This window comes from Eubacterium sp. OM08-24, assembly GCF_003438075.1.
In the GTDB taxonomy this organism is placed as follows: Bacteria; Bacillota; Clostridia; order Oscillospirales; family Acutalibacteraceae; genus Ruminococcoides.
On the sequence record NZ_QSTA01000004.1, the window covers coordinates 91738 to 109488 of the forward strand.

Sequence of the window (17751 nt, forward strand, 5' to 3'; positions counted from 1 at the left end):
TCATCAGTAAAGGAGAGAATACATAATGTGTGGTATTGTTGGATATGTTGGCCCTAAAGACTGCAGTGATGTGCTTGTAAGTGCGCTTACAAAGCTCGAATATAGAGGGTATGATTCAGCGGGTATAGCTGTTTTTGGAAAAAACGGCATTGAAACAGTTAAAACAAAAGGTAAACTTAAAAATCTTGTTGATAAGATGGCAGTTGAGGGTAAACCGGAGGGTCATGTAGGTATAGGCCATACAAGATGGGCAACTCACGGTGAGCCGTCAGATGTAAACTCACATCCGCACAGCGGCGCAAGAGTTACCATTGTTCATAACGGAATTATTGAAAATTACATTGAATTAAAAGAATTTCTTACTTCAAAGGGCAGAACTTTCCTCAGTGATACAGACACCGAGGTTGTTGCACAGCTACTTGATTATAAATATAACGGAAATCCGCTTGAAACTATCGACAGCGTAATGGCTGAACTTAAGGGTTCTTTTGCTCTCGGTATTATGTTCAAAGATTTTCCGGACAGAATTTTTGCCGTAAGAAGAGAGAGTCCGCTTATTGTTGGCGTAGCTGACGGCGAAAGCTTTATTGCGTCCGATGTTCCTGCAATTCTTAAATACACAAAGAATTACTATCTTCTCGACCATGATGAGATTGCTACACTTACAGCTGACGGTGTTTCATTTGTTGATGAGCACCTCGATCCTATTGAAAAGGAATTAAAGGTTGCCGATTGGGATATGGAGGCTGCCGAAAAAGGCGGTTATCCGCACTTTATGATTAAAGAAATTAACGAACAGCCTGAGGCAATCAGAACAACCGTTGCTCCGAGAGTAAGAGATGGTTTGCCGTGTCTTGAGGAGTGCGGCATTACACTTGAAAAGTTAAGAGAATTTAGGTCTATTTCTGTTGTTGCCTGCGGTACTGCTATGCACGCAGGTTTGGTTGGCAAATATATTATCGAAAGCATTGCAAGAGTTCCTGTTACAGTTGATATTGCATCTGAATTCAGATACAGAAATCCGATAGTAGGCGAGGGCGACCTTGTAATTATTATTTCACAGTCGGGCGAAACAGCCGACAGCCTTGCAGCAATGCGCCTTGCAAAGCAGAAAGGTGCTACAACACTTGCCATTGTAAACGCAAAGGGCAGCTCTATTGCAAGAGAGGCAGATATGCTTATTTATACTCTTGCAGGCCCTGAAATCTCTGTTGCATCTACAAAGGCTTATATTACACAGCTTTCAGTTATGTATCTGTTTGCGTTTGAGCTTGCACTTGCTAAGGAAACTGTAAGCGAGGCAGAGTGCAAAAGACTTGTTTCGGCACTTCTTAAAATGCCTGATGCCGTTAAGTATGTTATTGAAACAACCGAGGAACAGTGTAAGTATGTAGCAACAAAGCTCATCACCACAGACAGCCTGCTCTACATTGGCAGAGGTCTTGACTATGCGCTTTCAATGGAAGGCTCACTTAAGCTCAAGGAAGTTTCTTACATTCATTCTGAGAGTTATGCGGCAGGCGAGTTAAAGCATGGCACAATTTCTCTTATTGAGGACGGTATGCCTGTAATCGCTGTTGCAACACAGAGCGACCTTATTGCCAAAACAATCAGCAATATTGTTGAGGTTAAGTCAAGAGGTGCGATGAATATTCTCGTTTGCTCAGAGGCTTGCGCAAGAACACTTGAGGACGGCATTGCAGATTATGTAATCAAAGTGCCGCAGACAAATGAACTTCTTATGCCTATCTCAGCGGTTGTACCACTTCAGATACTTGCTTATTACACAGCGGTAAATAAGGGCAATGACCCTGATAAGCCAAGAAACCTTGCAAAGTCGGTTACTGTTGAATAATTTAAAATTGAAACATTAGAAATTTTATTTATTATAAAAACAAGTGATGGTGTTGCCGTCACTTGTTTTTTGTTTTTAGATTCTTTGTTAATAGTTGAGATTAATAAAAAGGATTCTATATGTTGAGGGAACATTTAAAAATTATGGTTAAGAAGATTTTTCGTTCGGGCAAGAAGGTACGATAAAAGAAAATGTTTAATACTTTAACGCTTTAAATTCAAAAAAATACTTTGTAAAACACAGAATTTCACTTGTATTTTTTGTTCGTATTATGTATAATAAATGATGTATATGGATTTATTGACAGAATATTCTGTTTTTGGAGGATTTTAGTATGATTGCTAAAAATATAAAAAGGATTTTTACAACATTCGTTTGCGCAGCTCTTGTTGCGTGTACCGCTTTTGTCTGCAATGCCGCAGGCAGTAAAATTCAAATTGAAAAGCTCGACAATATGACTATTCAGCTGCCTGACGATATGCTTGGCATAACAAGGGACAGTAAAAGTACAGACAAGTATTTTTCTGTTTTTGGACTTGATTATGACAAAACAATGTCTGATTTTAAAAGCAGCGATATTTTTATGCAGGCTATGGATAACAAAGCCACCACAACGGTTACCGTAACTATGACAAGAAACGGCGACAGTGAGGGCATAAAAAATTATAAATTGCTTTCCGAAGAAAAGCTCTACGAGGTGAGAGATAATTTTATCTCTCAGGGTGAGTATATAAGCTGTACCCCGGACGAGGCAGCAGACCTTGTATGGCTTATGTTCGATTTGAATGTATCAAGCGGCAGCGATAAGATTAAAGCCTATCAGGCAAATACGGTTTATGACGGAATGAGCATTAATGTTACAATTCAGCATAACGGCGGCAATGTTACTTCTGCGGATTATCAAACATTAAAGTCTATTCTTTCGACTGTAACCTTTAACTCAAAGGCTGACCCGAACGGCGATTTTACAACCTATGTTTACATAGGAATAATTGCGTTGGTAATTATTCTGTTTATTATTGTTATGATAGCAAGCAAAAAGGCTAAGAAAAAGAATAAAAAGAGCAGAAACGAAAAGATACTTCGTGAGCTTACCGATAAATATAAGTCTGAAAATAAGCCTGCAAGAAAGCCGCAGAATGAAGATATTATGAGTATCTACAAGGCTTATGACGAGATGAAAAATTCTGATACAGAAATAAGCAGTGGCAGAAAAGATGACGATTTTGACGATTACAAGGATATTGACGAGGAAGAAGTAAAGGTAAGAATTTACGAGAAACCGACTGTATCCGATGCGGAGATTGATGCTATCGTAAACGAGAGCAAGGCAAGATTTAAAAACGAGGGCACAGGTGTTGAGATAATCGAAACAAAGGCAGAGAAACTTGAGCCTGAAGAAGTTATCGCAGATGAAATTGAAGAGGCTCAGGAGGATTTACAGACCGGGGAGGTTGTAGATACCGTAGCGGAAGACGAGCCTGAAAAAGCCGAGAATACCGAAGAAACAGTAACTTCAAACGAAAGCGAAGAGGACTTTGAATCTGATGACTATTCTGATGACGAAAAGTACGAAGATGCGGCACAGTCGGAAATTTCTGAGGCTGACAGCGAGGAAGATGAAACTCAGGCTGATGAAGTTACAGAAGTAAGTGCGGAAGAGGTTGACTCGGCAGACGATGATGAAACCGATGAAGATATTGAAAATGACGAGGAAGACGAGGAGGAACTCAGAAGAGAGGCAGAGAAGAACACCGCTGACGATTTTGACGAGGGATATGATTTCTTTGAAGAAAAGCCGAGGAGAATCGTTGGTATCATTGATGTAGACAGCTCAGACCTTAAAAATGCCGTTGATTATGATGTGCTTTCGGAAGAGGAAAAGCGAGCAGTAGAGGTTGAAACTGCCACAGATAACGATAAGACAGAAAACTTCGTTGAGATTGCCTCAAAGGCAGGCAACGGAATTAAGAATTTCTTTGTTCATTGCGGATATTTCTGCACAAATGTGTCAAGACTTGTAAAGCGTAAGTATGCTGCCAAAAAGCGTAAAAAAGCAGAGCTTGAGCGCAGAGAAAGAGAGCGTATGAGAAGACAGCAGGCGGCTCAGAGGCGTGACAGCAACGGACTTGTAAAGGTTCACAGTGCAACACAGAAAAGACCACAGTCGCAGTACAGAAATTCTCAGCCAAACCGCAAAGCACCAAGCAGAAGACCACAGCAGAATAACAGCAGAAGAAAGTAAATAGGGGTGATTATTATGGATACTTTATTAATTAAAAATGCGCACATAGTGTCACCGTCAGACGGACTTGACAATGTTGCCGATGTACTTGTCAAGGACGGAAAAATTGCGGAGATTGCGGAAAATATTTCATTTGACGGCAATGTAATTGACGCTGACGGCTTAACTCTGATTCCGGGACTTGTAGATATGCATGTGCATCTTCGTGATCCGGGTCAAACTCAAAAGGAAGATATTATTACAGGCTGCAAGGCGGCAGCTGCCGGCGGCGTTACAAGCCTGCTTGCAATGCCAAACACAATTCCTACTACCGACAATGCCGAAACAGTTAAATACATTCTTGACAAGGCAAAGAATGCAGACGCAAATGTTTATGTTGCGGCGAGCATTACAAAAGGACTCAAAAGTCTTGAGCCAACCGACCTTGACGAATTAAAGTCGGCAGGTGCGATTGCGCTTTCAGATGACGGCAGACCTGTTGAAAACACAAAATATTTAAGCGATGCAATGAAAAAAGCACCACAGCTCGGTATGACGGTTGTTGCCCATTGTGAGGATCTTTTCCTTGCGGACGGCGGTAAAATTAACGGCGGCGAAGTAAGCGAAAATCTTGGCGTAAAGGGTATTCCTGCCGCAGCTGAGGATTGCGGTACAGCAAGAGAAATTGCACTTGCGGCAGCACTTGATGTTCCGATACACATTTGTCATGTCAGCACAAAGACAAGCGTTGCGCTTGTACGAGATGCAAAGAAAAGAGGCGTTAAGGTTACAGCCGAAACCGCCCCACATTATTTCTCAATGACAGAAAAGGAATTGCTTGCAAAGGACGCAGATTTCAGAATGAATCCGCCACTTCGCACACACGAAGATGTGGTGGAGATTATAAGCGGTCTTAAAGACGGCACGCTTGATGCAATCGCAACTGACCATGCACCGCACACACCCGAGGAAAAGGCTGATTTTGTAAAAGCGCCGAACGGCTCAATCGGTATGGAAACCTCGTTTGCGGTATCATACACTTATCTTGTAAAAACAGGATTGCTTACACTTTCCGAGCTTGTAGAAAAGATGAGCACAAATCCTGCCGAAATTTTAAAAATAAACGCAGGACATATTAAAGTAGGAGCAACAGCCGACCTTGCGCTTGTTGATTTAAACCAAGAGTGGGTTGTTGATGTAAACAAACTGCATGGCAAAAGCAAAAATACTCCTTTCAAGGGCAAAACGCTCTGCGGAAAGGTGAAATATACAATTTTGGGTGGAAAAACCGTATTTGAAGATAAATAATCGGCAATGCCCAAGGATTAAAGGAGAATCAGTAAAATGGCACAAAAAGGTGATTTACTATCAGTAAGAGAAGATATACGAGTTGTTGACGCAACAATTCGTGACGGCGGACTTTGCAATAATTTTGAGTTTCCCGACGAATTTGTTAAGGCTTTATATAACGCAAATGTAAAAGCAGGCGTTGACTATATGGAGTTCGGCTACAAGGCATCTAAAGAGCTTTTTAACGAAAAAGAATTTGGCAAGTGGAAATTCTGCAACGATGACGACATAAGAGAAGTTGTTGGCGAAAACAATACAGACCTTAAGATTGCAGTTATGGCTGATGTTGGCAGAACAGATTTTAAGAATGACATTCTTCCAAAGAACGAAAGTCCGATTGACCTTGTAAGAATTGCAACATATATCAACACAATTCCTGCGGCAGTAGAAATGATTGAGGACTGCGCAAAGAAAGGCTATGAAACCACAATCAACATTATGGCTGTTTCAAAGGCGAGAACAGAGGATATTATTACAGCTCTTGATATTCTCGGCAAAAGCCCTGTAAACGCATTTTATATTGTAGACAGCTACGGCGCTCTTTACCCTGAGGAGGCAAGAAAGTTAGCTGAATTATATTGCTCATACGGTGAAAAGTACGGCAAGTCAGTCGGTATTCATGCACACAACAACCAGCAGCTTGCTTTCGCAAATACTATTGAGGCAATGACACAGGGCGTAAGCTACCTTGACGCAACAGTAGACGGTATGGGCAGAGGTGCAGGCAACTGCGCACTTGAGCTACTCTTAGGTTTCCTCAAAAATCCTAAGTACAAGGTTGACCCGATTCTCAAGATGCTTGAGTATACACAGCAGTTCAGAGAAAGCGGAGTTAAGTGGGGATACGATGTTCCTTATATGCTTACAGGTCAGTATAACACTCACCCCCGTCCGGCTATCTCATTTGTTAAGGATGACAGAAAAGATTACACAAACTTTGCTCACGAACTTTTTGACATTATCAACAGCTGATGACGCATATAATGAGATTAAATCCCTTGCCGTTCAAAATGATAGCAAGCGGAGAAAAAACCATTGAGTTAAGGCTTAATGATGAAAAACGCAGAAAACTAAACCGCAAGGATTTGATTACTTTTGTAAATACAGAAGACAGCCTTAAAACCATTACGACTGAGGTTATTGATATTTATAAATATAAATCTTTTAAGGAATTATACGCTGATCTTCCTTTACTTAAATGCGGATATACTAAGGAAGATATTTCAAATGCAAAACCCGAGGATATGATAGAGTATTATTCAGAGGAGCAGCAGAAGAAATACGGCGTATTGGGAATAGAAATAAGAGTAATATCGTTACAAAATAAAGGAGAGTAAAAAAATGGCATTCGACAGACTTATTGATAAAATTGTAGAAATGCAGAACCCGACAGTTGCAGGTCTTGACCCAAAGCTCGACTATGTACCACAGTACATTAAAGACGAGTGCTTTGCTAAGTACGGCAAAACTCTTGAGGGTGCGGCTGCCGCTTTGTTTGAGTTTAACAAGGCGCTTATTGACGCCCTTTATGAGGTAGTTCCTGCAATTAAGCCGCAGGCAGCTTACTATGAAATGTACGGCTGGCAGGGTGTAAAGGCACTTGCCGACACTATTGCATATGCAAAGTCAAAGGGTATGTTTGTTATCACAGACGGCAAGCGTAATGATATTGGCACAACTATGGAGGCTTATGCTGCCGCTCACCTCGGTTCAACCGCTGTTGCAGGCGAAGAACTTGAGGCTTTCGGCGCAGACGCACTTACAGTAAACGGCTACCTCGGCACAGATGGTATAAAGCCGCTTGTTAATATTTGCAAAAGCGGTGACAAGGGAATTTTTGTACTTGTAAAAACATCAAACCCAAGCTCAGGCGAATTACAGGATAAAAAGCTTGAGGACGGCACAACAGTTTATGAGCAGATGGGCAAAATGTGTGAAGAGTGGGGAACAGAGCTTGAGGGCAAGTATGGCTATTCGGGCGTCGGCGCAGTAGTAGGCGCAACATATCCTGAGCAGCTTGCTGAAATGAGAGCAAAATGCCCACACACATTTTTCCTCGTACCGGGTTACGGTGCTCAGGGTGGCGGAGCAAATGATGTTAAGAATGCTTTTGACGAAAACGGTCTTGGCGCAATCATCAATTCAAGCCGTGGCATTATGTGCGCATGGAAAAAACAGGGCCTTACCGAGAATGATTTTGCAAAGGCTGCTTACAACGAGGCGGTTCGTATGCGTGACGAAATTATCGGTTGCATAGGCAAAATTAAGAAATAATACAATAAATTGTTATTTTTATGTATTAAACACCAAATATTGTTGACTTTGCTAAAAGTTGGCGGTATAATTTAATAGTCAGTATTAGTTAAAACTATAAATAATATTTCAAGGGAGATTTTTAATATGGCAAGAGTATATAACTTTTCTGCCGGTCCTTCAATGCTTCCGGAGGCAGTATTAAAGACAGCAGCAGATGAAATGCTTGATTATCAGGGCAGCGGACAGAGCGTAATGGAAATGTCACACCGCAGCAAAACTTATGATAAGATCATTAAGGACGCTGAGGCTTTACTTCGTGAGATTATGAACATTCCTGACAACTACAAGGTTATGTTCCTCCAGGGCGGCGGTTCTACTCAGTTTGCAATGGTAGCGCTAAACTTTATGAACAAGAACAATAAGGCTGACTACATAATTACAGGTCAGTGGGCTAAAAAGGCTTACAAAGAGGCTGCTCGTTATGGCGATGCTAAGGCCGTTGCTTCTTCAGAGGATAAAACTTTCTCTTATATTCCTAAGACAGATAAGTCAATGTTCAGAGAGGACGCTGACTATGTATATATTTGTATGAACAATACTATTTACGGTACTGTTTATCATGAGCTTCCGGATACAGGCGATATTCCGCTTATTGCAGATATTTCATCTTGTATTCTTTCAGAGCCTATTGATGTAACAAAGTTTGGCGCACTCTTTGCAGGTGCTCAAAAGAATATGGCTCCTGCAGGTCTTACAATCGCAATTGTTCGTGAGGATCTTATCGGCAATGCTATGGACATCTGCCCGACAATGCTTAACTATAAGACTCACGCTGACGCAGATTCACTTTTCAACACACCTCCTTGCTACACAATTTATATTGCAAAGCTTGTTCTTGAGTGGATTAAGAATGAGGTTGGCGGTCTTGATAAGATGAAAGAGCTTAACGAGAAAAAGGCTAAACTTCTTTATGATTTCCTTGATAATTCAGAACTCTTTAAGGGTACTGTTGTTCCTGAGGATCGTTCACTTATGAATGTTCCGTTTGTAACAGGCAATGCAGATCTTGACGCTAAGTTTGTTAAAGAGGCAACAGAGGCAGGTCTTGTTAATATTAAGGGTCACCGTACAGTTGGCGGTATGAGAGCTTCTATCTACAATGCTATGCCATATGAGGGTGTAGTTGCTCTTGTTGACTTTATGAAGAAGTTTGAGGCAGAAAACAAGTAATTTTTGCTCAAACATCTGCTTTAAATAAAATAAAAGAGGATGAATACAATGTTTAATATACTTACTCTCAATAAAATTGCTGCCGTTGGCACAAGCCGCCTTGGCGACAATTACGCTTACGGTGACGATGTTCAGAATCCTGACGCAGTTCTCGTAAGAAGTGCCGCAATGCACGATATGCAGTTTGCCGACAACCTCCTTGCTATTGCAAGAGCAGGCGCAGGCACAAACAACATTCCTAAGGATGTTTGCTCTGAAAAGGGTATTGTAGTTTTCAATACTCCCGGTGCTAACGCAAATGCCGTTAAGGAGCTTGTTATTGCAGGTCTTTTACTCTCTTCAAGAAGAGTAATGGAGGGCGCTGACTGGGCAAAGACACTCAAGGGCAACGGTGACGCAGTAGGTAAGATGGTAGAAAAAGGCAAGAGCCAGTTTGTAGGTCCTGAAATCAAGGGCAAAACTCTCGGCGTAATCGGTCTTGGCGCTATCGGCATTCTTGTTGCTAACTGCGCTGTTGCACTCGGTATGGATGTAATCGGCTTTGATCCGTTTATGTCTGTAACAAACGCATTAAAGCTCAATCCTGCCGTTAAGCTTATGAAGAACGGCGAGGATGTAATGGTTAATTGTGATTACCTTACAATCCATGTTCCGCTTACAGCTGACACAAGAGATATGGTTGACGCTGATATGATTGCTAAGATGAAAGACGGCGTTCGTATTCTTAATTTCAGCCGTGACGGTCTTGTTAATTCAACAGCTGTTCTTGAGGCTGTTAAGAGCGGTAAGGTTGCTAAGTATGTAACAGACTTTGCAACTGATGATATTATTGGCGAAGAAAACATTATTTGTCTTCCACACCTCGGTGCATCTACTCCTGAGAGTGAAGACAACTGCGCTGTTATGGCTTGTGATGAGCTTAAAGAATACCTCGAAAACGGCAACATTATTAATTCTGTAAACTATCCTGCACTTTCACTTGCAAGATCAAGCACAGAGAATGTTCGTTTCTGCGTAATGCACAAGAATGTACCTGAACTTCTTAAAAAGGTACTTTCTGAGGTAAACGGCAATGTAGAAAATATGCTTTCAAAGAGCCGTGGCGACTACGCTTATGCAATTATTGATGTTGCAGGCGGTACTCCTGATAACGCTGCCGCTATTGCAGCTATTGAAGGTGTAATCCGTGTTCGTGCTATCTAAAAGCATAATATAATGAAGTCATAGGGCGGCAGAGATATTCTGTCGCCCTTTTAAAGTTTTGTTTTAATGTCCTATTTTAAATGTTGGGGTAACATTAATAGATTATGGTTTAACTCGTGCGCTAAACCATACTTTCCCACAATTGTTGATAAAGAATTTTTTTGAATTGAGGAATGAAAATGAGAGGTATAAAAAAATTATCTGCAATTACGCTGACTGCCATGCTTGCATTTTCTTCTACGTTTACTGCATTTGGCGCAGAAGTAACAGAATCGGTTTCTTACAGCAAATGGGGCAGTAAAACCGTATGCGAAGCATTGGGAATAGATACTGCCGAATACTACAAATGGATTGTAAATCACGATAATGATTCAAGCAATGATTATCATACTTACACTGTTTCTAAAAATTATGATTCATCTGTAGGTAGTGATTATTATCTCGGTACAAAATATACATCGGGCGACCATCGTACACCAAAAGGAGATACCAAAGGGTACTTTAATACAGATTTATATTCACCAAACAGCGGATATTACTGTGTAGGTTACGGTAGACAAGACGAGCTTAACGGTTCATCGTACAAGCCGCAGATGAACTGCACAGGATTTGTATGGCATATACTTTACAAGTCGCTTGCAAATACCAAGGCACAAAAGGGTCAGTCGGTAAGCTATGCATACGCAAACACTCATATTCCGAGTTATTCGTATGCGGCTTATGATACGGGTCAGGATACATGGATTAATTGGGCGAGCAATAACAATATCAGGACATATTATTTTGACGGTACAAGTGCCATTAATAATGCATTGAACAGCGGAGTGCTTGAAAAAGGCGATATTATTTTTATGCTCGGTACGGCTGACGCTCATGTCGGTATTTTTTACGGCAATAATTCAAAAAATAACAAGTTCTGGCATTCTCAATATAAAAATGTAAATACAATTACAAATATTGAACCGAGGGGTACTTGCTACGGATTGTATGTATTTAAAACAGGTTGTTCAAACGGTATAGATCTTAATATTCAGCTTAACAGCACACAAAGCGGATTAAAGGGTACTTCATACGATTATTCACAGTTTGAATACACGGTTTATGCTGACTCGGCTTGTAGAAAGCCTGTCGGAAAAATTGTACCGCAGTCTGACGGATTCGGTGCATTTGGTCTGACAAGCAGTCAACAATATTCATCATCAAGTGCAGTTGCGAGGGGTGTGCCTGTTGCAAATACTTCTTATTGGTGCAAAGAAACAAAAACACCGAACGGGTATGTTGCAGACAACACGGTATATAAATTTGAAAAGTCTACATTGACATGGGGCGGTACGGAAAGATACTATGCAGGTGTAGCTGTAAATGAAAATAACCATAAATTAAGCAAAATAAACAAGACGCCTAAAATAGCACTCCGTATTCAGAATGTGTCATCTTATTCCGAATTGACCGATAATAATGAAAATTATTCACTTAGCGGTGCGGTTTATGAAGTCTATAATTCAGATAACACTTTTTGCGGTTATATGAAAACAGGCGAAGACGGCTGGGTATGCGCAACTTCAAAAGAAAAGACCGACGATGTAAATAATATTAAATGGAATGAAAGTGCGTTCGATTCAGCTCTTTATATGCCGTACGGTAATTATTACGCAAAGCAGGTTGTTGCTCCGAAAGGTTTTGAATTATTTTCTGACAGAATAATTCTTGACAATGTTTATCAATATACATGGAGCGGTCTTACAGTTTATTATGCTCAAGCTGAAAATACACCGATAAAGTTGGATACTTCGACAGTAAGAGTAAATCTTACAAATGAGTTTAAAGTCCCGATAAACTGTGCGGAGTTTGAATTGTTTTCAGATGAGGAATGTCAAAATCTCATTGATACGGCAATAACGGACAATAACGGTATAGCCGAATTTGCTAAGCCGTTACAAGTCGGCGTTTATTATATTAAGCAGAAAAAATCCGCTGTCGGTTATTTTTACGATTCGGCGGTAACGGAAGTTGTTGTTAAAGAAGAAAATATCGGCAGTAATACTGACATATCGTTATTTGCAAAAAGCAAGGGCGATGTAAATAAAGACGACAATATTGATATTACAGACATCACGGTAATTCAGCTGTTTGTCGCAGGCAAAAAAGCAGAGGACGGTTCGGATTTTGTTGATATAAATGATACCGTCAGCTTTGATAATGCCGATATTGACGGCAACGGAATAATAAATATCAACGATATTACTAATCTTCAGATAATAATTTCAAAGAATGCAAAGCAAAAAGAGAATTGATGACAGCATAAAATACGGCACTGTTTACACAACCGTAATAATGTTTGTCGGATTGATTGCAATAGAAATCATAGCAAATCCGCTTTCGAGCGGATTCGGACTGTCGGGAGAAACTCAGTCGCTTTGTATAGGCGCAATGAGAATAGTATCGGCAAGTTTTGTGTTTGCAGGCATTAATATAGCTTTTCAAGGAATGTTTCAGGCTATTAACGGCGGAATGCAGTCGCTTATCGTTTCTGTTTGCCGTCAGCTTGTTTTTGTACTGCCGCTCACATGGGTGTTTACAATGCTTGTAAATCAGTCGATTTGCGGCGAATGGATAATTTGGCTCGCCGTACCTGTTGCAGAAATATTATCGGCTGTAATTTCTGTTGTACTTATGAAAAAACTTTATAAAAAACAAATAAACGGCTTAACGGCATAAAAATTCCCCTGCATATTTTCGTTATGCAGGGGATAAGTTTTATTATTGCTCTTTCATAAATGTAAATGAGGTTGTGTTATCGTATGAATAGGTGAGGGTTTGCCTTGCCGACTCGTAGCTCAGCTTTTCGCTGTTGCCGTTTAGTGTAGCGTCAACGCTTGTGCCGCTGAAAACATAGCTGCCTTTATATTCAATACCCGCAAGCGTTGCGGTACAACTGCCGTTTCCTTTAAAATTAAATTCAAAATATCCGTCCTTAAGCTCAAGCTCGCTGTATTGTACGGTTTCTCCGTCGATAACGGCAGATACAGGGACCCATTTACCCTTGAGCACTTCGTTTTCGCTTTTATCTCCGCAGCCGCTTAAAAGAAAAATTACAGCAAAAAGCGATAGGAAAACAAGTGAAGTGCGCTTTATAATACATTTCATTATAACACATCCCGATATTGATATAATATATATTATTTTATCATTTTTTGCGTTTTTAGTCAATTTGCGGAATGTAGAGTATTTCTAACATATTAATGATATGAATGTGCAAATTGTAAGAATTTATATGAATTACCGGTGACCTTTAAGTTTTGACACCGCTTTTTTCAGTTCCTGCGGTATATCGTCGGCACTTAGTGTATCGTGAATTTTGCAAGTGCCTGCTTTTTGCGCAGTTTCGTAATACCAGCATTTGTAGTCTAAAACCCCGAGGGTTTCGTTCAGCTTTTCCATTTGTGCAAGTACGGCATCTCTCTGCTTTCTTATTAGCTCAAGTCGCTTGTCGATTGATGCATCTCCCTCAAGAGTCCAATCTATAAAAACTTTGATGTCTTTAAGCGACATACCTGTTCTTTTAAGACATTCAATGAGAGTTAATAACTCATAATCGGAATCGTCAAAAATGCGGATACCGCCGTTTGTACGCTTTACATTCGGCATAAGTCCTTCTTTGTCATAATATCTAAGAGTTGACGGCTGCATATCAAGTCTTTTTGAAATTTCACCTATAGTATATTGCATAAGAACACCTCATTCAAGTTAAAGTAAGCTATAAGTATTGTAGCATTTCAAAATTTGACTGTCAACATAATTCTTATAATACAAAATGTTTTGAATATGATTAATTACTATGATTTTTTATCTCTGCATAATTGACAAATTGCAAGCAAAATGCGATAATATAAGGGTATATTTGTCGGGTAATCTGCCCGAATAAATTGTAAGGAGATATGATTATGGCAAAGGAGCTTGCTAAATCCTACAAACCGTCTGAGTTTGAGGACAGAATTTATGATTTCTGGATGAAGGGCAACTACTTCCATGCAGAAGTTGACAAAGATAAAAAACCATACACAATCGTTATGCCGCCGCCAAACATTACAGGTCAGCTGCATATCGGTCACGCACTTGACCTTACACTTCAGGATACTCTCATTCGTTGGAGAAGAATGCAGGGCTATGCTGCACTTTGGCTTCCGGGTACAGACCATGCTTCTATTGCGACAGAGGCTAAAATCGTTGAAGCTATGCGCAAAGAGGGCGTTACCAAAGATGATTTAGGCAGAGAGGGTTTCCTCAAGCGTGCATGGGAGTGGAAAAAGGAGTACGGCGGAAGAATTACCCGTCAGTTCCGTAAGCTCGGTTCAAGCTGTGACTGGCAGCGTGAGCGCTTTACAATGGACGAGGGTTGTTCTAAGGCGGTTAAGGAAGTTTTCGTAAAACTTTACAAGAAAGGACTTATTTATCGTGGCGAGCGTATTATCAACTGGTGCCCGCATTGCTGCACATCAATTTCAGACGCTGAGGTTGACTTTGCAGAGCAGGAGGGCTTTTTCTGGCATCTCCGCTATCCGTTAAAGGACGGCAGCGGTTATGTTGAGCTTGCTACAACAAGACCGGAAACACTCTTGGGCGATACTGCCGTAGCAGTAAACCCTGATGACGAAAGATATAAAGACATTGTAGGCAAAACACTTATTCTTCCGCTTGTAGGAAGAGAAATTCCTGTTGTTGCCGATTCATATGTAGAAAAGGATTTTGGTACAGGCGTAGTTAAAATTACTCCTGCACATGACCCTAATGACTTTGAGGTTGGTTTAAGACACAACCTTGAGGTTATCAATGTTATGGACGATACTGCCCATATGAATGAAAACGCAGGCAAATATCAGGGTATGGACAGATACGAGTGTCGAGAGGCTATCGTAAAGGATCTTGAAGAGGGCGGATTCCTTGTAAAGATTGAGCCGCATACTCATAATGTAGGTACTTGCTACCGTTGTAAGACAACTGTTGAGCCGAGAGTGTCAAAGCAGTGGTTCGTAAAAATGGAACCTCTTGCAAAGCCTGCAATCAAATGCGTAAAAGAAAAGCAGACTCAGATTATTCCTGAGAGATTTGAAAAAGTATATTATCACTGGATGGAGAACATCAAGGATTGGTGTATTTCCCGTCAGCTTTGGTGGGGACACAGAATTCCTGCTTGGTATTGCGATGACTGCGGTGAGGTTATCGTAGCAAAGGAAACTCCCGTAGCTTGCCCTAAGTGCGGTAAAAACCATTTGCATCAGGACGAGGATACTCTTGATACATGGTTCAGTTCGGCATTGTGGCCGTTCTCAACACTCGGCTGGCCTGACAAGACACCTGAGCTTGAGTATTTCTATCCTACAAATACACTTGTAACCGGTTATGATATTATTTTCTTCTGGGTTGCAAGAATGATATTCTCTGCTATTGAGCAGACAGGTCAAGCACCGTTCAAGACCGTATTTATGCACGGTATTGTAAGAGATGAGCTTGGCAGAAAGATGTCTAAGTCACTCGGTAACGGTCCTGACCCGATTGATGTTATCAACAGATACGGTGCCGATGCGCTAAGATTCTTGCTTGTAACAGGTAACTCACCGGGAAATGATATCAGATATTCAGAAAAGCGTATTGAGGCTTGTGCTAACTTTGCTAATAAGCTTTGGAACGCCGCTCGCTATGTTCATATGAATATTGACGATTACAATGTAGAAAACAAGCTCCCCGATACTCTTACAACAGAGGATAAGTGGATTGTTTCTAAATTCAATACAGTGGCTAAGGAAGTAAACGAAAACCTTGAAAAATTTGAGCTTGGCATTGCCGTTCAAAAGGTTTACGAGTTTATTTGGGATTGCTATTGCGACTGGTATATTGAACTTGCTAAGACAAGACTTTCGGGTGACGGCGAGGACGCTCAGAACGCAAGACAGGTACTCCTTTATGTACTTGATCAGATTTTAAGACTTCTTCACCCATTTATGCCATATGTAACAGAAGAAATTTGGCAGACAATTCCTCACGAGGGTGAAACCGTTATGCTCGCTAAGTACCCTGAGTACAAGGCAGAGCTTGACTTCCCGGATGCTGTTGCTGAAATGGAAAGAGTTATGGATGCTATTCGTGCTATCCGTAACCGCCGCAGTGAGATGAATGTTCCTCCGTCAAAGAAAGCTAAGGTTTATGTTGCAACTAAGTTTGCTGATACATTTACTAACGGCACACCGTTTATTCAGAAACTTGCATCTGCAAATGAGGTAGAGGTTGCCGAGCACTTTGACATTGAGGGCGCAGTAACGGTTGTTACCGCTGACGCAAAGATTTACATTCCGCTTAGCGAACTTGTTGACAAGGATGCAGAGCTTGCAAGACTTAACAAAGAGCTTGAGCAGGTTAAGAAAAGACTTGCACAGAGCGAGGGCAAGCTCAATAATGCAGGCTTTGTTGCAAAAGCACCTGAAGCCGTTATCGAAAAAGTAAAGGGTCAGGCTGCAAAGGAAAGAGAGCAGATTGCACTCATTACCGCAGCTATTGACGCATTAAAATAAAAATTAAGGGGCAGTCTTCGTGACTGCCCTTTGTTTAAGGTGAGTTTTTGTATGGAATGGATATTTAAAAGTTTTGATGAACTTACAAATGAAGAATTATATGCTGTTTTGAAATTGAGATTTGAAGTCTTTGTAATCGAGCAGGAATGCCTTGAAATAGACCCCGATGATAAAGACCAAAAATGTATGCATTTAATACTTGAAGATGACGGAAAAATTATAGGTTGTGCAAGAATTTTGCCTCCTAATCTTTCATACGATGAGCCGTCTATAGGCAGAATTGTGCTTGATAAGACATACAGAGGAAAAGGACTTGGCAGAGAGATTGTGCAAAAGTGCATTGACTTTATTCACAATATTATGAAGATACAAAAAATCAGGATTTCAGGTCAGGCGTATTTGCTTGATTTTTATAAAAGTTTTGGCTTTGTTGTTACCAAAGGCCCGTATTTTGAGGATAAAATACCGCATTATCAAATGCTTTTAAGCTGAAAAATGCCCTTGTCTTGCGACAGGGGCATTTTTTATGTGTAAATTAAAGTGTGTGATAGTAAATTACTATGTCTTCGTAATCTCCGCTTTTGAGCAAAAATCCGTTTGGAATTGTACCAAGCTCGACAAAGCCGAGTTTTTTGTAGAGATGTCGGGCAGAAATATTTGACTTTACAACTGCGTTGAATTGTAAAATTTTAAATCCGTTTTCCTTGCCTTGAACAAGGCAATCCGAAACAAGTTTTTCACCGATATGTAAATTTCTTGCACTGCTTTTTACAGCATAGCTTGCGTTGCAAATGTGACCGCATCTGCCTACATTGTTGGGATGAAGAATGTATAAGCCTAAAATTTCGTGACTTTCGGTATTTTCCGCAACCGCACAATATGTTTGTGAACCAAAAAACTCTGCGCCGCTGTTTTCGTCAAGTAAATCAAGCTGCGGAAAGGCTGTTCCGTCCTCTACAACTTCGTTCCAGATTTCAACCATGGCAGGGTAATCGCTTATGACTGCTTTGCGAATATTTATTTCCATAAAATCAACCTTTTGTGCGTAATCTACTAATATTTTAGCA

General features: G+C 40.6%; 15 protein-coding genes. 12 read left to right on the top strand and 3 right to left on the bottom strand.

Features of this window, described 5'->3' with window-relative positions; all coding sequences use genetic code 11:
- Nucleotides 1-25: 25 nt before the first annotated feature.
- From glmS to DXC23_RS08320, 10 genes are all read left to right on the top strand, one after another.
- Nucleotides 26-1855 (top strand): glutamine--fructose-6-phosphate transaminase (isomerizing), encoded by a 1830-nt coding sequence (gene glmS, locus DXC23_RS08275; RefSeq protein ID WP_117705640.1) that lies wholly within the window; start codon nt 26-28, stop codon nt 1853-1855.
- A gap of 334 nt (nt 1856-2189) precedes the next feature.
- The gene (locus tag DXC23_RS08280; RefSeq protein ID WP_117705641.1) at nt 2190-4100 is read left to right on the top strand and encodes a hypothetical protein; all 1911 of its coding nucleotides are present in this window, start codon (nt 2190-2192) and stop codon (nt 4098-4100) included.
- 15 nt (nt 4101-4115) lie between these two features.
- On the top strand, nt 4116-5387 hold the full coding sequence (locus tag DXC23_RS08285; protein WP_199523058.1) for a dihydroorotase: 1272 nt from the start codon (nt 4116-4118) through the stop codon (nt 5385-5387).
- Between the two features lie 36 nt (nt 5388-5423).
- Nucleotides 5424-6401 (top strand): aldolase catalytic domain-containing protein, encoded by a 978-nt coding sequence (locus tag DXC23_RS08290; protein WP_117705642.1) that lies wholly within the window; start codon nt 5424-5426, stop codon nt 6399-6401.
- Nucleotides 6402-6412: 11 nt separating this feature from the next.
- Entirely contained in the window at nt 6413-6766 is a 354-nt protein-coding gene (locus tag DXC23_RS08295; protein ID WP_242997460.1) for an ASCH domain-containing protein, read from the top strand.
- A gap of 4 nt (nt 6767-6770) precedes the next feature.
- A complete protein-coding gene (gene pyrF / locus DXC23_RS08300; RefSeq protein WP_117705644.1) occupies nt 6771-7703 on the top strand; it encodes an orotidine-5'-phosphate decarboxylase in 933 nt (310 codons plus the stop codon).
- 126 nt (nt 7704-7829) lie between these two features.
- Nucleotides 7830-8915 (top strand): 3-phosphoserine/phosphohydroxythreonine transaminase, encoded by a 1086-nt coding sequence (gene serC, locus DXC23_RS08305; protein WP_022234430.1) that lies wholly within the window; start codon nt 7830-7832, stop codon nt 8913-8915.
- Between the two features lie 48 nt (nt 8916-8963).
- Nucleotides 8964-10118, top strand: a complete 1155-nt coding sequence (locus DXC23_RS08310) for a 3-phosphoglycerate dehydrogenase family protein (protein ID WP_117705645.1) — start codon at nt 8964-8966, stop codon at nt 10116-10118.
- Between the two features lie 179 nt (nt 10119-10297).
- Entirely contained in the window at nt 10298-12412 is a 2115-nt protein-coding gene (locus DXC23_RS08315) for a SpaA isopeptide-forming pilin-related protein (protein ID WP_117705646.1), read from the top strand.
- Nucleotides 12390-12836 (top strand): MATE family efflux transporter, encoded by a 447-nt coding sequence (locus tag DXC23_RS08320; RefSeq protein WP_117705647.1) that lies wholly within the window; start codon nt 12390-12392, stop codon nt 12834-12836. The genes DXC23_RS08315 and DXC23_RS08320 overlap by 23 nt, the downstream gene beginning before the upstream one ends.
- Before the next feature lie 42 nt (nt 12837-12878).
- On the opposite strand, the gene DXC23_RS08325 is transcribed toward DXC23_RS08320, so the two are convergent.
- Both DXC23_RS08325 and DXC23_RS08330 read right to left on the bottom strand, forming a co-directional pair.
- The gene (locus tag DXC23_RS08325; protein ID WP_117705648.1) at nt 12879-13265 is read right to left on the bottom strand and encodes a hypothetical protein; all 387 of its coding nucleotides are present in this window, start codon (nt 13263-13265) and stop codon (nt 12879-12881) included.
- Nucleotides 13266-13397: 132 nt separating this feature from the next.
- Entirely contained in the window at nt 13398-13847 is a 450-nt protein-coding gene (locus DXC23_RS08330) for a MerR family transcriptional regulator (RefSeq protein ID WP_117705649.1), read from the bottom strand.
- Between the two features lie 215 nt (nt 13848-14062).
- On the opposite strand from DXC23_RS08330, the gene DXC23_RS08335 reads away from it, so the two are divergent.
- Together DXC23_RS08335 and DXC23_RS08340 are read left to right on the top strand one after the other, a co-directional pair.
- Nucleotides 14063-16684, top strand: coding sequence for a valine--tRNA ligase (locus DXC23_RS08335; protein ID WP_117705650.1), 2622 nt, complete (start codon nt 14063-14065; stop codon nt 16682-16684).
- Between the two features lie 51 nt (nt 16685-16735).
- Complete coding sequence (locus DXC23_RS08340; protein WP_117705651.1) at nt 16736-17176, top strand: GNAT family N-acetyltransferase; 441 nt, start codon at nt 16736-16738, stop codon at nt 17174-17176.
- Nucleotides 17177-17219: 43 nt separating this feature from the next.
- Here the strand turns inward: DXC23_RS08340 and DXC23_RS08345 are convergent, their stop codons facing one another.
- Nucleotides 17220-17711 carry an N-acetyltransferase gene (locus DXC23_RS08345; RefSeq protein WP_117705652.1) on the bottom strand — a complete coding sequence of 164 codons (492 nt, stop codon included), beginning with the start codon at nt 17709-17711 and terminating at the stop codon, nt 17220-17222.
- Nucleotides 17712-17751: the final 40 nt, after the last annotated feature.

Bases quoted from the DNA above. Each gene is read 5' to 3' on its own strand.
- serC (WP_022234430.1), top strand. From the start codon at position 7,830: ATGGCAAGAGTATATAACTTTTCTGCCGGTCCTTCAATGCTTCCGGAG.
- DXC23_RS08325 (WP_117705648.1), bottom strand. From the start codon at position 13,265: ATGAAATGTATTATAAAGCGCACTTCACTTGTTTTCCTATCGCTTTTT.
- DXC23_RS08320 (WP_117705647.1), top strand. From the start codon at position 12,390: ATGCAAAGCAAAAAGAGAATTGATGACAGCATAAAATACGGCACTGTT.
- DXC23_RS08335 (WP_117705650.1), top strand. From the start codon at position 14,063: ATGGCAAAGGAGCTTGCTAAATCCTACAAACCGTCTGAGTTTGAGGAC.
- DXC23_RS08280 (WP_117705641.1), top strand. From the start codon at position 2,190: ATGATTGCTAAAAATATAAAAAGGATTTTTACAACATTCGTTTGCGCA.
- DXC23_RS08345 (WP_117705652.1), bottom strand. From the start codon at position 17,711: ATGGAAATAAATATTCGCAAAGCAGTCATAAGCGATTACCCTGCCATG.
- DXC23_RS08340 (WP_117705651.1), top strand. From the start codon at position 16,736: ATGGAATGGATATTTAAAAGTTTTGATGAACTTACAAATGAAGAATTA.
- DXC23_RS08310 (WP_117705645.1), top strand. From the start codon at position 8,964: ATGTTTAATATACTTACTCTCAATAAAATTGCTGCCGTTGGCACAAGC.
- pyrF (WP_117705644.1), top strand. From the start codon at position 6,771: ATGGCATTCGACAGACTTATTGATAAAATTGTAGAAATGCAGAACCCG.
- DXC23_RS08290 (WP_117705642.1), top strand. From the start codon at position 5,424: ATGGCACAAAAAGGTGATTTACTATCAGTAAGAGAAGATATACGAGTT.
- DXC23_RS08285 (WP_199523058.1), top strand. From the start codon at position 4,116: ATGGATACTTTATTAATTAAAAATGCGCACATAGTGTCACCGTCAGAC.
- DXC23_RS08315 (WP_117705646.1), top strand. From the start codon at position 10,298: ATGAGAGGTATAAAAAAATTATCTGCAATTACGCTGACTGCCATGCTT.
- DXC23_RS08330 (WP_117705649.1), bottom strand. From the start codon at position 13,847: ATGCAATATACTATAGGTGAAATTTCAAAAAGACTTGATATGCAGCCG.
- glmS (WP_117705640.1), top strand. From the start codon at position 26: ATGTGTGGTATTGTTGGATATGTTGGCCCTAAAGACTGCAGTGATGTG.
- DXC23_RS08295 (WP_242997460.1), top strand. From the start codon at position 6,413: ATGAGATTAAATCCCTTGCCGTTCAAAATGATAGCAAGCGGAGAAAAA.